General features: G+C 66.1%; 13 protein-coding genes and 1 tRNA gene. 6 read left to right on the forward strand and 8 right to left on the reverse strand.

What is annotated here, in order from left to right; translation table 11 throughout:
* Positions 1 to 74 precede the first annotated feature (74 nt).
* The 3 genes from DN388_RS02350 (at position 75) to DN388_RS02360 (ending at position 2941) form a co-directional block, all read left to right on the forward strand.
* A tRNA-Gly gene (locus DN388_RS02350) sits at positions 75 to 148 on the forward strand.
* Positions 149 to 335: 187 nt separating this feature from the next.
* Positions 336 to 1019, forward strand: a complete 684-nt coding sequence (locus tag DN388_RS02355; RefSeq protein WP_146094981.1) for a hypothetical protein — start codon at positions 336 to 338, stop codon at positions 1017 to 1019.
* 218 nt (positions 1020 to 1237) lie between these two features.
* Entirely contained in the window at positions 1238 to 2941 is a 1704-nt protein-coding gene (locus DN388_RS02360) for a SulP family inorganic anion transporter (protein ID WP_043860081.1), read from the forward strand.
* Between the two features lie 67 nt (positions 2942 to 3008).
* On the opposite strand, the gene DN388_RS02365 is transcribed toward DN388_RS02360, so the two are convergent.
* The 4 genes from DN388_RS02365 to DN388_RS02380 all read right to left on the reverse strand — a co-directional run bounded on the left by DN388_RS02365 (position 3009) and on the right by DN388_RS02380 (position 8586).
* A complete protein-coding gene (locus DN388_RS02365) occupies positions 3009 to 4595 on the reverse strand; it encodes an alpha/beta hydrolase-fold protein (RefSeq protein WP_254996579.1) in 1587 nt (528 codons plus the stop codon).
* A gap of 7 nt (positions 4596 to 4602) precedes the next feature.
* Positions 4603 to 7017: a TonB-dependent receptor gene (locus tag DN388_RS02370; protein WP_054914783.1), complete on the reverse strand. Its 2415-nt coding sequence runs from the start codon at positions 7015 to 7017 to the stop codon at positions 4603 to 4605.
* Between the two features lie 68 nt (positions 7018 to 7085).
* Positions 7086 to 8054, reverse strand: a complete 969-nt coding sequence (locus DN388_RS02375; RefSeq protein ID WP_043859743.1) for a FecR domain-containing protein — start codon at positions 8052 to 8054, stop codon at positions 7086 to 7088.
* Positions 8047 to 8586: an RNA polymerase sigma factor gene (locus DN388_RS02380; protein WP_043859744.1), complete on the reverse strand. Its 540-nt coding sequence runs from the start codon at positions 8584 to 8586 to the stop codon at positions 8047 to 8049. The genes DN388_RS02375 and DN388_RS02380 overlap by 8 nt, the downstream gene beginning before the upstream one ends.
* Before the next feature lie 191 nt (positions 8587 to 8777).
* Between DN388_RS02380 and DN388_RS02385 the strand changes: the two genes are divergently transcribed.
* On the forward strand, positions 8778 to 9806 hold the full coding sequence (locus DN388_RS02385) for a DUF4917 family protein (RefSeq protein ID WP_088515505.1): 1029 nt from the start codon (positions 8778 to 8780) through the stop codon (positions 9804 to 9806).
* A gap of 163 nt (positions 9807 to 9969) precedes the next feature.
* Complete coding sequence (locus DN388_RS02390; protein WP_043859746.1) at positions 9970 to 10857, forward strand: DMT family transporter; 888 nt, start codon at positions 9970 to 9972, stop codon at positions 10855 to 10857.
* A gap of 88 nt (positions 10858 to 10945) precedes the next feature.
* Here DN388_RS02390 and DN388_RS02395 read toward each other — a convergent pair whose 3' ends face one another.
* From DN388_RS02395 to DN388_RS02410, 4 genes are all read right to left on the reverse strand, one after another.
* A complete protein-coding gene (locus tag DN388_RS02395; protein ID WP_254996580.1) occupies positions 10946 to 12163 on the reverse strand; it encodes an SAM-dependent methyltransferase in 1218 nt (405 codons plus the stop codon).
* A 108-nt stretch (positions 12164 to 12271) separates the two neighbouring features.
* Entirely contained in the window at positions 12272 to 12889 is a 618-nt protein-coding gene (locus DN388_RS02400; RefSeq protein WP_043859748.1) for a TPM domain-containing protein, read from the reverse strand.
* A 26-nt stretch (positions 12890 to 12915) separates the two neighbouring features.
* Entirely contained in the window at positions 12916 to 13653 is a 738-nt protein-coding gene (locus DN388_RS02405; protein ID WP_254996581.1) for a YgcG family protein, read from the reverse strand.
* The gene (locus DN388_RS02410) at positions 13653 to 14249 is read right to left on the reverse strand and encodes a LemA family protein (RefSeq protein WP_043860787.1); all 597 of its coding nucleotides are present in this window, start codon (positions 14247 to 14249) and stop codon (positions 13653 to 13655) included. Before DN388_RS02410 ends, DN388_RS02405 begins: the two co-directional genes overlap by 1 nt.
* A gap of 184 nt (positions 14250 to 14433) precedes the next feature.
* Between DN388_RS02410 and bglX the strand changes: the two genes are divergently transcribed.
* Positions 14434 to 16728, forward strand: a complete 2295-nt coding sequence (gene bglX / locus DN388_RS02415; RefSeq protein WP_088515508.1) for a beta-glucosidase BglX — start codon at positions 14434 to 14436, stop codon at positions 16726 to 16728.
* Positions 16729 to 16759: the final 31 nt, after the last annotated feature.

A 16759-nucleotide genomic window follows, 5' to 3' on the forward strand; every position in this document is an offset into this window, starting at 1 on the left:
TACGGCTCGCGAGCCGCCGATTGCAATAAGGGCTTCAAATCGTCTCGCAGTTCTGGTACAAAGTGCGCCTGAAAGCGGGTGTCGTATAATGGCATTACTCCAGCTTCCCAAGCTGATAACGAGGGTTCGATTCCCTTCACCCGCTCCAGTCACTTCCCCCTCCCCGTTACAAGCCCCCTCAGCACTCGAACCATCCAACTGAATATGCTCGCAGCCTCACATGACAGTGGCTTGCTTACAGGCAGTTCTGGATAATGCCCTTAATCGATACCCCGCATCCAAGACGGATAGCAAGAGGGTGAAAATTTCAGTTGGGTAAATCCATGGGGGATGAGTTGTCCAAGCAAAAGGATCTTAGCCAGTTGCAGATCGACGGAGTTTTCTGCATCAGCCTGCGGGAGCGGACTGACCGTCGAGACCTTTTGACCCGGGAGTTCGAAGGCAGCGGGTTGAACATCGAATTTCTCATCGTGGACCGCGATAGCGAGAATCCCGAGCGGGGCTGCTTCGACTCCCACGTGACCTGCGCAAAAATGGCTCTGGAGCGTAAATATCGGCGGGTACTGGTGCTCGAGGATGACGCCACCCTGCTGACCTTCGACCCACGCCAGGTGCACCAGATCAACACCTTCCTGAACGGGAAGGAACCCGAACTGTTTTATCTTGGAGCGAATCTGGGGAGGGTATGGCTCACCTGGCACAGGGGAATAGCCCGTGTACGGGCCAAAGGTACCCATGCTTACATTCTGTCCAGCAAAGGCTGCGAGCGCCTGGTCAGCCATTCACCCTATACGGGTACGGCGATCGACAAGGTCTATTCAAAGCGATTCCGGGCGTACATGGCCTTCCCCATGCTGAGCCAGCAACAACCCGAGGAGGTCGTTGCAAGCGACGTGCTGGCCGCTCGCTCCACGGACGGCACCTTCCCTGACGCCGCGTACTGGCGCGCAAACTGGCGCAGGCAATATGCAGAGGCGCTCAGAAACATCGGTAAGACGATGCTGTGCAGAGACCTCTGACAGCCGGTCCTGCGCCTCACCCTAAACCCGCCATATGGCGGGTTTTTTGTGGTCACGCCAGCCCCGGCAAGCAATTTGCTGCCCATGCACTCGGTAGGCGGGCAACGCAGGGCACGGTATTCTGCGATAAATCTGCGCCCGCCTGATTCAGATCAACACCGCCCCCAAAGACCTTGGTAAAACCCACCGCTGCTCCGAAACATCACAAGGATCGGTCCATGTTTCTCTCCCGCTGGCTCCCCGGCCTCGCCAACCTGCTGCGTTACCGTGCCGAATGGTTTCGCCCTGACCTCCAGGCCGGCCTGTCGGTTGCCGCCATCCAGATCCCCATCGCCATCGCTTACGCGCAGATCGTCGGCCTGCCGCCGCAGGTCGGGCTGTACGCGTGCATCCTGCCCATGATGGTGTACGCCCTGGTGGGCAGCTCGCGCCAGTTGATGGTCGGGCCCGACGCTGCCACCTGCGCCATGGTCGCCGGTGCCGTGGCGCCGCTGGCCATGGGCGACCCGGCGCGCGTGGCACAGTTGTCGGTGATCGTCACGGTGCTGGTGGGGCTGATGCTGATCGCCGCAGGCCTGGCACGGGCCGGCTTCATTGCCAGTTTCTTCTCCCGACCGATTCTGATCGGCTACCTCAACGGTATCGGCCTGAGCCTGCTGGCCGGCCAGCTGGGCAAGGTGCTGGGGTTCAAGATCGAGGGCAACGGCTTCGTGCTCAGCCTGATCAACCTGCTCGAGCGCCTGAACGAAATCCATTGGCTGACGCTGTTCATTGGCCTGGCCGGCCTGGCTCTGCTGATCTGGCTGCCCCGGCGCTACCCCAAGCTGCCGGCAGCGCTGGTGACCGTGGCCATCGCCACCCTGGTGGCCGGCCTGTTCGGCCTGGACCGCTTCGGCGTGGCAGTCCTCGGTCATGTGCCCTCGGGCATGCCCACCCTCGCCTGGCCGCAGACCAACCTCGAAGAGATGAAAAGCCTGCTGCGTGACGCCCTGGGTATCGCTACGGTCAGTTTCTGCAGCGCCATGCTGACCGCACGCAGCTTCGCCGCACGCCATGGCTATGCGATCAACGCCAACCATGAATTCCTCGCCCTGGGCGTGTCGAACCTGGCCGCCGGCGCCTCGCAGGGGTTTGCCATCAGCGGCGCCGACTCGCGTACCGCAGTCAACGACATGGTGGGCGGCAAGAGCCAGCTGGTGGGCATCATCGCGGCGCTGGTGATCGCGCTGTGCCTGCTGCTGTTCACCGTACCCATGGCGTGGATCCCGCAGGCAGCCCTGGGCGCCGTGCTGCTGATGGCCGGCTGGGGGCTGATCGACGTCAAGTCGCTGAGCAAGATCTACACCCTCAGCCGCTTCGAGTTCTGGCTGTGCATCCTGACCACGGTCGGCGTGCTGGGCGTGGGCGTGCTGCCGGGCATCATCATCGCGGTGACCCTGGCGATCCTGCGCCTGCTCTACACCATCTACCAGCCCACCGATGCAGTGCTGGGCTGGGCGCCCGGCATCGAGGGCCAGGTGGACATCCGCCGCCACAAGGACGCGCGCACGGTGCCAGGGTTGGTGGTGTACCGCTTCGACGACGCGATCCTGTTCTTCAACGCCGACTACTTCAAGATGCGCCTGCTCGACGCGGTGCAGAAGGAGGTGGAAGCCCGCGCCGTGCTGTTCGACGCCGAGGCGGTCAGCTCGATCGACGTGAGCGGCATCGCGGCGCTGCGCGAAGTGCGTGAAACCCTGATGGCCCAGGGCATCGTGATGGGCATCGCCCGGGCCCGCGGCAGCTTCCTGCGGATGCTGGTGCGCTCGGGGCTGGCGCGGGAGATGGGCAGCGAGCTGCTGTACGGCTCGGTGCGGGCAGGCATTCGCGCCTACCGACTGTGGCGCAACAAGGTCAGGCGCGAGGCGGCTGTCGCACAGTAAACCTTTCGCCGGCAAGGCCGCTCCTGGCGATATTGCAGGAGCCCGCCTTGCCGGCGAAGCGGCAGGGTCAGCGCGGCTCACAGGCCTGCGGCGTCCCCTGCCCGCTACCGATCAGGGCGATCAACCCACACGGCAATGACCCACGCCATTGCAGGTAGTCATGCCCGGCCGGGTATTCCACCTGCACCACCGGATACCCCTTGGCCTGCAGCACGTCGCGCAACTGGCGATTGGTGTCGAGAATCTTCGGCCCCTCGAACAACCCCGACTGCAGGTAGAAGCGCAGCGGCGCACGCGGTGCACGCACGTACTCGCGGGTCAGCCAACCAGGCTCCATTCCTTCCGGCGCCCACCAGTACGACCCCGACAGGCTCAGCACATTGCCGAACAGCTCCGGATGCTGCAGCCCCAGGTAGGCCGAGGCCAGCCCGCCGTAGCTGGAACCTGCCACCACCGTGCGGTCGGCTGGGGCCGACAGCCCGCGCGCCTTCGCCCAGGGCATCAGTTCCTCGGCCATGAACCGCGCAAACTGCGGGTTGGGTGGCAGCTCGACCTGGCGCGACAGGTCGGTCGGGTTGGCGATGATCAGCGCAGCAGTGGGGCCGATCAGGCCATCGGCGAACAGGTTGTCGAGCAGCGTCGGGGTGGGCACCTGCCGGGTGTAGGCATGCGCATCGAACAGCACCAGCAGCCCCTGCCCCGCCGCCCCCGGCGTCCAGCCCGGCGGCCGGTACAGGTACACGTCACGCTGGTTGCCCAGCACCTTGCTGGTCAGCACCTGGCGCTCCAGCGTGCCCCGGGCTACCCCGGGGCGCTGCGCCACCCAGGGCTGCGCCGGCGCGTCGGCAAGCTCCAGGCGCGAGCGCGACAGCCAGCGATCGCCACTGCCATCGGCAAAGCCGTTGGGGTTGAGCGGGTCTTGCCGGGAGCTGGCCAGAATCACCCGGCGGTCAGTGGAGGGCGGTACGTCCGGTGCCATCTGGTAGCTCATCCGGGTGCTGGAAGGCACCACATAGCTGCGAAACCACACATCGCTGTCGCCCAGGCGCTGCAGCTCATCATGGTTGCCCGACGGCGCGCCGAACACCCGAACGTTGTGCCGGGCACCTCGCCACAGGAAGGTCACCAGCGATTGCCCGGGCTGCTCCGCCAGCGCTTCGACCAGTGGCGTACCCTGCTGCTCGCGGGCCTTCCAGAAGGCCTGGGTATCGCCCCCCTTGGCCACATGCGCCGCCAGCTCGCGCATCACCGGGCTTTGCAGGCGCGTCTGCTGGGCCTGCTGCTCGGCCACGCTGGTGACACCGGTCAGCTTGAGCGAATAGGCAGCCTGCGGGCGGGTGGCGATGGCTTCTGCGCGCACGCCATACAGGCCGTCGTGGGGGGCGATGAACATGAAGTCGCGCACCATGTCCAGCCCGTCCACCAGCAACCGCACCGGCTGGCCGTCGGCATCGAGCAGGCGCACGCTGACGTCGCCCTCCACGCGCCCCTGCACGAAGTCACCGGCCTTGAGCGGCACGGTCCATACCGGCTGCCGGCCCTGGCCGATGGCGCCGCTGACGCTGTGCCCGGGCACCAGCGAGGCCGCCATTGCGGCGCCTCCGGTCAGGCTGGCCAGCGCAAGGCCGGCGCAAAATGTCTTGAGTCGTTGCATGTACACCTCAGAAGTCGATGCTGGCCGAAAGTTTCAGCGTGCGCGGCTCGCTGACCGTGGCGTAGCCGTCGTTGAACACACCGGCCCAGTAGGCACGGTTCTCGACGTTCTCCAGGCTGGCGCGCAGCACCACGTCCTTGCTCAGGATGCGCGTGCTGTAGCGACCGCCCAGGTCATAGCGGGTCCACTGCGGAATCTTCAGCTCGTTGGCCGAATCCAGGTACTGCGAGCTGCTGTGGATGGCCAGCGCGGTCAGGGTCAGGCCCTCGACCCAGGGCGTGTCCCACTCGCCGCCCAGGTTGGCCGACCACTGCGGCACCCCGCGCGCGGCGTTGCCATCGAGCTTGCCGCCAGCGGTCTTGGTCAGCTCGGCACGGGTATAGGTCACCCCGCCCAGCAGGCGTACGCTCGGCGTCAGCGAACCGAACAGGTTCCACTCCACCCCGCGATTGCGCTGCTGACCATCGTCGGTGTAACGGTTGCTGGCGGTGTCGAGCATCATGCTCGGCTTCTCGATCTGGAACACGCTGACGGTGTGGGTGAAGTCGCCCAGGTCCCACTTGACCCCGGCTTCCACCTGCTTGGACTTGTACGGGGCGAACTGCTCGCCATAGTTGGCAGCCGACAGGTCGCTGACCATGCCGCCCTGGGTCAGGCCCTCGATGTAGTTGGCGTACAGCGAGACATCCGCCTCCCACGGCCTGAGCACCACGCCCAGTGCCGGGGTCAGCGCATGCTCGTCATACGAAGGCGAACTCATCTTCTGGCGCACCCGCTGCGAGCGCACGCCCAGGGTCAGCAACAGCTTGTCGTCGACGAAGCCCAGGGTATCGGCCACGGCAAAGCTCGACAGGGTGTTGTCGCCGGTCTTGTCGCTGGAGCCGATGTTGCCGGCAATGATCGGCTTGCCGGGGTGATAGATGTTGGTCGTGTACTTTGCCCCGGTGACGGTGGCGGCGCGACCGATGTCCTGGTGCAGCAGGGTGGTGCTGAGCACCAGCTGGTGGGTCACCGGACCGGTACTGAAGTTGCCGCGCACACCCGCTTCGGTGGACAGGCTATGGGTATAGCCGCCCTGGTTGTAGGTTTCGGCGGTGGCGTCGCCGTTGCCGGAGGTGATGATCGAGCGCGTGCCGTTGAGGAAGCCCTTGTAGCGGGTACGCGCACCGCCGACGCTGGCGTAGGCCGTCCAGTCGTCCGACAGCTCGTATTCGCCGCGCAGGATCACCGCCTTGCTGATCTGCTTGGCCGAAATACCGTCGAGGATGTTGGAATCCGGCTTGGGCGCCTTGGTCACGTAGCCCAGTTTGCTGAAGCCGGCCATCATCGGGCTGCCGTTCTGCATCTTTTCGTGGCTTTCGTAGGCATCGAGTTCCAGCTTCCAGCCATCGCCACGGTAGTCCATGCCCAGGGACGCCAGGGTGCGGTCCTTGGACTGGTCGTCGACCCCGGTGTCACCGCTGCCGTACACGCCGTTGAAGCGGATGCCCAGGCGGTTCTCCTCGCCCAGGCGCCGGCTCAGGTCCAGGTGCTCGGCCCAGTAGCCGTCGGATACGTAGCTGGTGGTCAGGCGTGTCAGTGGCGCATCCCCGGCCCGCTTGGGCACCAGGTTGATCACCCCGCCCACACCGCCGTTGGGGGCCATGCCGGTGAGCAGTGCGCCAGGACCCTTGAGCACCTCGACGCGCTCCAGGAACTCGGTGGGCACATGCCCATCGGGCGCCAGGCCATACAGACCGTTGACCGCAAGCTCGGTGGAGTCGATGGAGTAGCCGCGGATCATGAAGTTTTCGTAGGTGTGGCCTTCACCGGTGCTGAAGCGCACCGACGGGTCGTTGCGCAGCACCGCGCCCACCGTGCCGCTCTGCTGGTTTTCCATGTGCTGGGCGGTGTAGGCGGTGATGTTGAAAGGGGTTTCCATGATGTCGCGATTGCCCAGCATGCCCACCTTCGCACCGCGTGCCACCTGGCCACCGCTGTAGAGCTCGGGCGGGTTGCTGCTGTTGCCCACCTGCGCATTGACCGTGGTGGCACCCAGGGTCAGCGCGCCGTCGCTCTCGGGGCGACGCAGGATGATCACGCCGTTTTCTTCGCTGGCCACCAGGCCGCTGTTGTCCAGCAGGCGTTGCAGCGCCTGTTGCAGGGTGAAGCGGCCCTGCAGCGCCGGGGCATCGCGCCCGGCCAGCCACTGGCTGTCGGCGGCAATCGCCACCCCCGCCTCGCGGGACAGCGCCTGCACCGCGCTATCCAGCGGCTGGCTGGGCAGGTCGAGCGCCAGCACGCGGGTGCCTGCGCTCAGCTCGGCCGACACGGCCGACAGGCTGGCCGCGCCAAGAGCACAGGCCAGCACCAGGTGGCGAAGGGTGCTGGGGATAACCGAAGAAGGCGACGAACGCGTGGTCCGGGCGAGGAAAAACGACATGATCTGTCCTTTGAGCTAGGGAGTTGCCAGGAAGACGCGCTAGCTGGCCACTACCCCTCAAAAAAATTTCAACGTAGCTGCAGCCAGGTGTACTCACCCTTCTGCATCAGGCTCAGCGGCAGCACCCTGGGCAAGGCGTTCAGCAATATGTCGGGGCGGTCGCTGGGGAAGCTGCCGGTCAGGCGCAGCCCGGCCGCTCCCTCGCCAAGCCGCACCTGACGGTTGCTGTAGGCATTGAATTCGTCGATCACCTCGGCCAGCGGTGCATCGGTGAACGACCACCAGCCCTGGCGCCAGTGCTCGGCGTTCGGGGCCGCCTGCGGGTGATGCTCCACCGGCCCCGGCACACCGGGTTCGCCCAGGCGCACCCGGTCGCCGGCCAGCAGTTCGCGGGTCTCGCCATCCAGGCCGCGCACCTTCACATGACCGCGGGTCACCGCCACCTGGATATCGCCGCCACGGTCGCTGACGCTGAAGGCGGTGCCCAGCACCTGCACCTGCCCCAGCCGGGTGCTGACCAGGAAGCTGCGCAGGCGCTCGTGGGCCACGTCGAAAAACACATTGCCGTGGGCCAGCATGACCTCGCGCTGGCCGTTGCTGTACTTCACCTGCACGTTGCTTTCGGCCGCCAGCACCATCTGGCTGCCGTCGGGCAGCAGTACATTGCGTGCGGGCGCTGCATGTTCGGTCAGCAGTACCTGGTCGAACTGTGGCCGGCGCTGCCACAGCCAACCCAGCCATGCACTGCACCCGACCACCGCCAGCAGGCCGGCACCCTGGCGCAGCAGGCGACGCCGGCCGAGGTTGACCGGCTCGGGGGCCAGCGAGCCGCGCAACTGCGGGGTCAGTCGATGGATCATCTGCCAACGCTGCTCGGCCTCCAGCCAGGCACGCTCATGCTCGCTGCTTTTGTTGCGCCAGCGCTGCAACTGCCCGCTCACCTCGCGCACACGGGAGGGGTCGTCACTGTGCAGCCCCGCCAGGTAGCCCAGCGCCTGCTGTACCTTGCGGGGCGAAACCGGCCGCGCCTCAGACATGACGGCAGGCCTGGCTCAGTTCGGACAGGTCGAACACCGCGCGGCCGATGTGCAGCTCCACGGCCTTGGCCGACAGCTGCAACTCGTCACACACCTGGCGATGGCTCTGGCCATGCAGGCGCACGCGCACGAACACCTCGCGGCGCAGGCGCGGCATGCGCTCGATACGCGCAATCAGTTGCTGCAACTGCTCGCGGGCAATCAGGATCTCTTCCACGCTGGGGGTGAGCCCATCGGCCCGTGTCAGCCAGTCCTCCAGCGCCGCCAGCTCGCGACTGCGCCGGCGAAACTGGTCGATGCACAGGTTGCGCGCCGCCTGGAACAGCAGCGCACGGGCATTGATCACCGGGGCATTGAGGGCATGCGCGTAGGCCTGGGCAAAGCTCGACTGGGCAATATCGGCCGCATCATCGGGGTTGCGCAGTCGGCTGCCGAGGTAGCGACGCAGGTCGGTGTAGTGCGCGAGCAGCTCGTCGGCGACAGCCGCAAACGACGGCGCGCCGGCCGTCCAGGGGGTTGAAAGCGAGGTCATGGGCGTCCGGCGCGTGATAAGGCAGACAAAACATTAATGGGAATTCGTATCATTCTCACACACTCCCTCTGCCTTCGGCCAGCCCTCAGTACCCGGTGGCAGACACCGCAGGTTCCGGAGCGCTGATGACAACGCGCCGGCGTGCTACAGTCGCGCCCTGCCAACGTGCAACAAATCCCTACGAGATCCACATGCCCCTCGCCGACGTCGACGCAACCCTGGCGGCCTGGCCGCACCTCAATACCGCCCACCCGTGCACCAGCCTGCTGCTGGGCAACGGTGCCAGCCGCGCCATCTGGCGCCCGTTCGCCTACTTTTCGTTGTTCGAGCTGGCCCAGCGCGTGCGCCACAAGCCCCTCGGCCTCACCGACCAGGCACTGTTCAAATCGATGAACAGCGAGCTGTTCGCGCCGGTGCTCAGTGCCCTGAACACCACCGTGCAGGTCAATGCCGCGCTGGCGATCAGTTCGTCGGCACCGCTCAACCGCTACTACGCGATCAAGGAAGCGCTGATCCACGCGGTGCGCAGCGTGCACATTCCCTGGAAGCTGCTGCCCACTGCCCACCTGGCCGCGATCAACGCCGAGCTGCGCACCTACCAGCGCGTGTTTTCCAGCAACTACGACCTGCTCTGTCACTGGGCCGTGAACCAGGCGCCGCACGGCTTTGCCGAGCTGTTCGACGAGGAAGGCGATTTCGACGTCAGCCGGGCTCAGGGGCCGGGCACGCGGATGCACTACCTGCATGGCGGCCTGCACCTGCTGCGCACCCAGCACGGCACCACGCGCCAGCGGGCGGCCAGCGGCAGCCAGTTGCTCGACGGCTTTGCCATCAACACCCCGGGCGATGTGCCGCTGTTCGTCAATGAAGACAGCAGTGACAACAAGCTGCGGGCGATTCGCGGGTCCGATTACCTGACCTGGTGCTACGCCGCGCTGGCGACGCAGCGCGAGGGGCTGTGCGTGTTCGGGCATCACCTGGACCGTGCCGACCGGCACCTGGTGGAGGCGATCAGGCAGGCGCAGCCGACACACCTGGCCATTTCGATCCTGCCGGTGAACGAGGCGGCCATCGTGAGCCAGAAGCAGCATTACGCGCGGGTGTTCGAAGCGTGCCCGGGCATCGAACTGCATTTTTTCGATGCCACCACGCACCCGCTGGGCGCGCTGGCGAATGTGCCCGCGCCGCCGCCCAAGGCAGTGGGGCGGCGTCGGCGCTAGGCCGGCCCCCACAGGAGGGCGCGAAGCCTGTAGGAGCCGGCCTTGCCGGCGAAAAGGCCGGCGCGACGCCCAACTGTACGGACACCTTTGTTGCCAACTGTAACCAGATTCCCCACCCCACCTGTGGCTCAATGAGCGGCCCCTCCAGCCCTCAGGCGCGCTCATGTCTACCCGCGAAAACACCGGCCTGGCCCTCGGCCTGCTCGGCGTCATCATCTTCAGCCTGACCCTGCCCATGACCCGCATCGTGGTGCAGGAGATGCACCCGCTGCTCAACGGCCTGGGTCGGGCCCTGGTGGCCGCGATCCCGGCAGCGGCGCTGTTGCTGTGGCGCCGTGAAAAGTGGCCCACCTGGCAGCAGGTCAAGGGCCTGAGCCTGGTGGCGCTGGGGGTGATTCTCGGTTTCCCGGTGCTGTCGGCCTGGGCCATGCAGAGCGTGCCGGCCTCCCACGGCGCACTGGTCAACGGCCTGCAACCCTTGTGCGTGGTGGTGTATGCGGCGTGGCTGTCCCACGAGCGACCTTCCACGGCGTTCTGGGCATGGGCGGCGCTGGGCAGCGCACTGGTGGTGGCCTACGCGATGATCATGGGCGCCGGACACATCCAGGCCGGTGACCTGCTGATGCTGGCGGCGATTGCGGTGGGCGGGCTGGGCTATGCCGAAGGCGGCCGCCTGGCGCGGGAGATGGGCGGTTGGCAGGTGATCTGCTGGGCGCTGGTGCTGTCCAGCCCGCTGCTGCTGGGGCCGGTGGTGTACCTGGCGCTGCAGCATGAAGGCGCGATCAGCCCGCGGGCCTGGTGGGCGTTCGGCTATGTGTCGCTGTTTTCGCAGTTCATCGGCTTTTTTGCCTGGTACGCCGGGCTGGCGCTGGGCGGAATCTCACGGGTGAGCCAGGTGCAACTGCTGCAGATCTTCTTCACCATCGCGCTGTCGGCGCTGTTCTTTGGCGAACAGGTGGCGCCGATCACCTGGGTGTTTGCCGGTGGGGTGATTCTGACGGTGGTGCTGGGGCGCAAAGCGCGGGTGCATCCGGCGCCGGTCAAGGTCTGAGGTGCCGCCATCGCGGGTCAAGCCCGCTCCCACAGGTAAGGGTGATCCTTGTGGGAGCGGGCTTGACTCGCGATGACGGTGGTGAGGTTCAGACAGGAATCAAGCCATCGGCCCGCAGCAGCGTCTCCAGACAATGCTCCTTGACCCCATAGAACGCCTTGAGCGCCTGGATCTTCTCCAGCAACGCCTGCGCCGCCACCGGCTCGCGCCGCCGGGTGGCCAGGATCATCTTGTTCTTGTTGGTGTGCTCCAGCGAGATGAACTCGAACACCTTGGTCTCGTAGCCACAGGCCTCCAGGTACAACGCACGCAGGCTGTCGGTGAGCATCTCGGCCTGCTGCCCCAGGTGCAGGCCGTACTGCAGCATCGGCTTGAGCAACCCCGGGCTGTGCAGCTGCGGGCGAATCTGCTTGTGGCAGCACGGCGAGCACATGATGATCGCCGCGCCACAGCGAATACCGGTATGAATCGCGTAGTCGGTGGCAATGTCACAGGCATGCAGGGCGATCATCACCTCGATGGCGCTGGGCACCACGCTGCGCACATCGCCACACTCGAACTTCAGCCCCGGATGCTCCAGGCGCGCGGCGGCGGCATTGCACAGCTCGACCATGTCCGGGCGCAACTCCACGCCCGTCACCTGCGCCTCGCGCTGCAGGGTGTTGCGCAGGTAGTCATGGATCGCGAAGGTCAGGTAGCCCTTGCCCGAGCCGAAGTCCGCCACCCGCACCGGCTGATCTGCCGCCAGTGGCGCGCTGCTCAGCGCATGGGAGAACACCTCGATGAACTTGTTGATCTGCTTCCATTTGCGCGACATCGCCGGAATCAGCGCCTGCTGCTTGTCGGTCACGCCCAGATCGTGCAGAAACGGCCGGCTCAGCTCCAGGTAGCGCTTCTTCTCGCGATCATGCTCGCCGGTCACCACCTCGCGCGCCTGCTGCACGGCGTTGCGATGCAGCATCGGCTTACCCTTCTTGGTGAACTCCAGCTGCACCTCGTCGTTCAGGCTGAGCAGGTGCGCGTTGCGAAACGAAGCCGGCAACAGCTCACCGATCAACGTCAGCGCCTCGTCCAGCGCCAGGTTGCGGGTGATGTCGCGGGTCTTGTAGCGGTACACGAACGACAGGCTGGCCTGCCCCTTGATCGTCAGCGGCTTGGCCGTTACCCGCTGCAGGTCGACCTCGGCGCCGACATGGCGCGCCAGCACCAGTTTGATGAAGGTGTGCTGGTGCAGGCTGGTGGCGAGCAGCGCCAGAAACTGCGCACGCGCATCCGGCGCGGCCTGGACGGTGGGGGTTGCGGACATGGGGAGTGGGTGCCTCGGGTTGCGGGGGGCGCCCGCAGGCGCGCAATGGCGCGCATTTTACGTGGATGACCGCCCCAGGCACAGCACTTGTCGATCAGCGCGCATGCCTCAGCCCAGCAGCACCAGCCGGTTGGGCAGCTCGTTGCGCGCCTGGGTCACCGGCACATGGGCCGCCAGCAGCTCGCCACAGGCCTCGATGCAGGTGACAAAGCCCTGCAGGGTCTGGCCCTGCTGCACCTGGGCGGTGAAGGTGCGCACGATGGCGTCCCAGGCCTGGTTGTCGAGGCGACTGGAGATGCCCTCGTCCACCAGGATCTCCACATACCGCTCGGCCTCGCTGACGAAGATCAGCACCCCGGTGCGGCCCACGGTGTGATGCAGGTTCTGCTCCAGAAACTGGCGCCGCGCCAGGTTCGACGCACGCCAGTGGCGCACCCTGCGCGGCACCAGCCAACTGGTCAGGCGCGGCAGGCGAAACACCAGGCACAGCACGATGAAGGTCAGCCACTGCGCCAGCAGCAAGCCATGCACGCTCAGCCAGCCGCTCAGGTAATAGAGGACGCCCGGCACCACCAGCGCCAGCAGGCTGGCCCACAGCAACGGGATATAGGCATAGTCGTCGGCACGCGCCGCCAGCACCGTCACCAGCTCGGCATCGGTACGCTGTTCTACCTGGGCGATGGCCTGGGCCACCTGACGCTGTTCGTATTCACTGAGCAATGCCATGTACGTGTGTGTCTCTTGTCGTGTAGTTACCAGCCGCCGGAGGACCCGCCCCCGCCGAAACTGCCGCCGCCGCCACTGAAGCCACCGCCGCCACCGCCCAGGCCGCCCCCGAAACCGCCGCCAAGACCACCGCCAAAGCCCCCGCGCCCACCGCGGCCACCCCCGCCAAGGCCCTGCAGGGCGAACACGATGATGATCATCAGTATGAACAGGCCCACCGCCCAGACCGGCGCACCTTGCTGCTGCGCCTCGTCTGCCAGAGGTCGCGCCGGCTCGTCCAGCGGTGCGCCGCCCAGCACCTGCAGGATGGCCGCCGTGCCAAGCACGATGCCCTGGCTGAAGTCGCCACGGCGAAACGCCGGGGTGATCACGCTGTTGATGATGACCGAGGCCTGGGCATCGGTCAGGCGGCCCTCCAGGCCATAGCCGACTTCGATGCGCAGCTTGCGCTCCTGGGGGGCGACGATCAACAGCGCACCGTTGTCCTTGCCCTGCTGGCCGATGCCCCAGTGGCGCCCCAGCTGGTAGCCATAGTCCTCGATGGCCTGCCCGTGCAGGCTGGCCAGGGTCACCACCACGACCTGCTCGCCGGTGGCCTGCTCGTGGGCCTTGAGCATCTGCTCAAGCTGGCTGCGGGTGGCGCCGTCGAGCAGCTCGGCCTGGTCCACCACCCGTGCACTGAGCGCCGGGAACTGGGGCGCGGCCCACAGCCAGCCGCTCGCCGCCAGCAGCACCAGCAGCAGCGCCGCCTTGAGCGCACGCATCAGAATTTCACTTCAGGCGCTTTGTCGGCATCGGCGCTGGTGGCCTCGAAGTTCTCGCGCAGCGGCATGTCGCTGTACATCACGCTGTGCCACAGGCGCCCGGGGAAGGTACGGATCTCGGTGTTGTAGCGCTGCACGGCGGCGATGAAGTCCTTGCGCGCCACCGCGATACGGTTTTCCGTACCCTCGAGCTGGGACTGCAGGGCCAGGAAGTTCTGGTTCGACTTCAGGTCCGGGTAACGCTCCGAGACCACCATCAGGCGCCCCAGCGCACCGCCCAGCTGGGCCTGTGCGGCCTGGAACTGGCGCAGTTTTTCAGGATCGTCCAGGGTGCTGGCATCGACCTTGATCGAGGTGGCCTTGGCCCGCGCTTCGATGACCGCGGTCAAGGTGGCCTGCTCCTGCCTGGCGTAGCCTTTGACCGTTTCGACCAGGTTGGGAATCAGGTCGGCACGGCGCTGGTACTGGTTCTGCACCTGGGCCCAGGCCGCCTTGACCTGTTCGTCGTATTGGGGAATGTTGTTGATGCCGCAACCGGCCAGCAGGCTGGCCAGTGCCAGCACCAGCCACAACCGTGCTCTGTTCGATACCTGCATTGTCGCTACGCTCCGTGAGTGCTCGAAATGCGCCGGACTTGAGGCATAATCCGACGCCGCCGCTGGATCGTAATGGCCCAATCGGCTAAAAGATGCCCCAGCAAACTACAACAATAGCCGCTTCCCCAACTTCGGCTTGCCAGTCTGCACCGTGACGACTGCCGCAGCCTTGAGAACAGAATTCATGAACAAGCTGTGTTTGCTGGGCCTGCTCGTCAGCCTGGCCAGCCAGTCGGCCTTCGCTGACTCGCCTGCCGCCGCGCCATTGCAAGACAAACAGGCGTTCATCGCCAACCTGCTCAAGCAGATGAGCGTCGAGGAAAAGATCGGCCAGTTGCGCCTGATCAGCATCGGCCCGGAAATGCCGCGCGAGAAAATCCGCGAGGAAATCGCCGCCGGGCGCATCGGCGGTACCTTCAACTCGATCACCCGTGACGAGAACCGGCCCATGCAGGACGCCGCCATGCGCGGGCGCCTGAAGATCCCGATGTTCTTCGCCTATGACGTGATCCACGGCCACCGCACCATCTTCCCGATCAGCCTGGGCCTGGCCGCCAGCTGGGACATGCAGGCCATCGCCCAGGTCGGCCGTACCTCGGCCCTGGAAGCGGCCGCCGACGGCATCGACATGACCTTCGCGCCCATGGTCGACATTGCCCGCGACCCGCGCTGGGGCCGTACCAGCGAAGGCTTTGGCGAAGACACCTACCTGGTGTCGCGTATCTCCAGGGTGATGGTCGAATCGTTCCAGGGCCGCAGCCCGGCCAACGCCGACAGCATCATGGCCAGCGTCAAGCACTTTGCCCTGTACGGCGCGGTGGAAGGCGGGCGCGACTACAACACGGTCGATATGAGCCCCACGCGCATGTACAACGAGTACCTGCCGCCCTACCGCGCCGCCATCGATGCCGGTGCCGGCGGCGTGATGGTGGCGCTGAACTCGATCAACGGTGTGCCCGCCACCTCCAACACCTGGCTGATGAACGACCTGCTGCGCCGCGACTGGGGCTTCAAGGGCGTGACCGTCAGCGACCATGGGGCGATCACCGAGCTGGTGCGCCACGGCGTGGCCGCCGATGGCAAGCAGGCAGCGCAGCTGGCGATCAAGGCCGGCATCGACATGAGCATGAACGACACGCTGTATGGCCAGGAACTGCCGGGGCTGCTCAAGTCCGGCGCGGTCAGCCCGGCCGAGCTGGACAACGCGGTGCGCGAGATTCTCGGCGCCAAGTACGACATGGGCCTGTTCGCCGACCCGTACCGGCGCATCGGCCAGGCCAAGGACGACCCGGCCGACACCTATGCCGACAGCCGCCTGCACCGCGACATCGCACGGGACGTGGCGCGTCGCAGCCTGGTGCTGCTGGAGAACCGCCAGCAGACCCTGCCGCTGAAAAAGTCCGGCACCATTGCCCTGGTCGGCCCGCTGGCCGATGCCCCGATCGACATGATGGGCAGCTGGGCCGCCGCCGGTCGCCCGCACCAGTCGGTGACCGTGCGCGAGGGCCTGCGCCGTGCCCTGGGCGACAAGGCCAGGGTGCTCTACGCCAAAGGCTCGAACGTGACCGGCGACAAGGCCGTGCTCGACTACCTCAACTTCCTCAACTTCGACGCCCCGGAAATCGTCGATGACCCGCGCCCGGCTGCCGTGCTGATCGATGAAGCGGTCAAGGCCGCCAGGCAGTCGGACGTTGTGGTGGCCGTGGTCGGCGAATCGCGGGGCATGTCCCACGAATCGTCCAGCCGCACTACCCTGGAGATCCCGGCGGTGCAGCGCGAGCTGATCAAGGCCCTCAAGGCCACCGGCAAACCGCTGGTGCTGGTGCTGATGAACGGTCGCCCGCTGTCGCTGGCGTGGGAGCGCGAGCAGGCCGACGCCATTCTGGAAACCTGGTTCAGCGGCACCGAGGGCGGCAACGCCATCGCCGACGTGCTGCTGGGCGACTACAACCCCTCGGGCAAGCTGGCCATCACCTTCCCGCGCTCGGTGGGGCAGATCCCGATGTACTACAACCACCTGCGCATCGGCCGCCCGTTCACCCCCGGCAAGCCCGGCAACTACACCTCGCAGTACTTCGAGGAGCCCAACGGCCCGCTGTACCCCTTCGGCTACGGCCTGAGCTACAGCACCTTCAGTGTGTCGGCACCGAGCCTGTCGAGCACGACACTGAAACAGGGCCAGAGCCTGGAGGTCAGCGTGCGCGTGAAGAACACCGGCCAGCGTGACGGCGAAACCGTGGTGCAGCTGTACCTGCAGGATGTGGCCGCCTCGATGAGCCGCCCGGTCAAGGAACTGAAGAACTTCCAGAAGCTCATGCTCAAGGCCGGCGAGGAGCGCACCCTGCACTTCACCGTGCAGCCGGACGACCTGAAGTTCTACAACAGCCAGTTGCAGTGGGTTGCCGAACCTGGCGAGTTCAACGTCCAGGTCGGCCTGGACTCCGAAACCGTGCAACAGCAACGCTTCGAGCTGCTGTAAGTCGCTGTGACGTTCACGGGGAAGTGCCTGG

The organism is Pseudomonas sp. S12(2018) (assembly GCF_024355235.1).
GTDB lineage: Bacteria > Pseudomonadota > Gammaproteobacteria > Pseudomonadales > Pseudomonadaceae > Aquipseudomonas > Aquipseudomonas palmensis.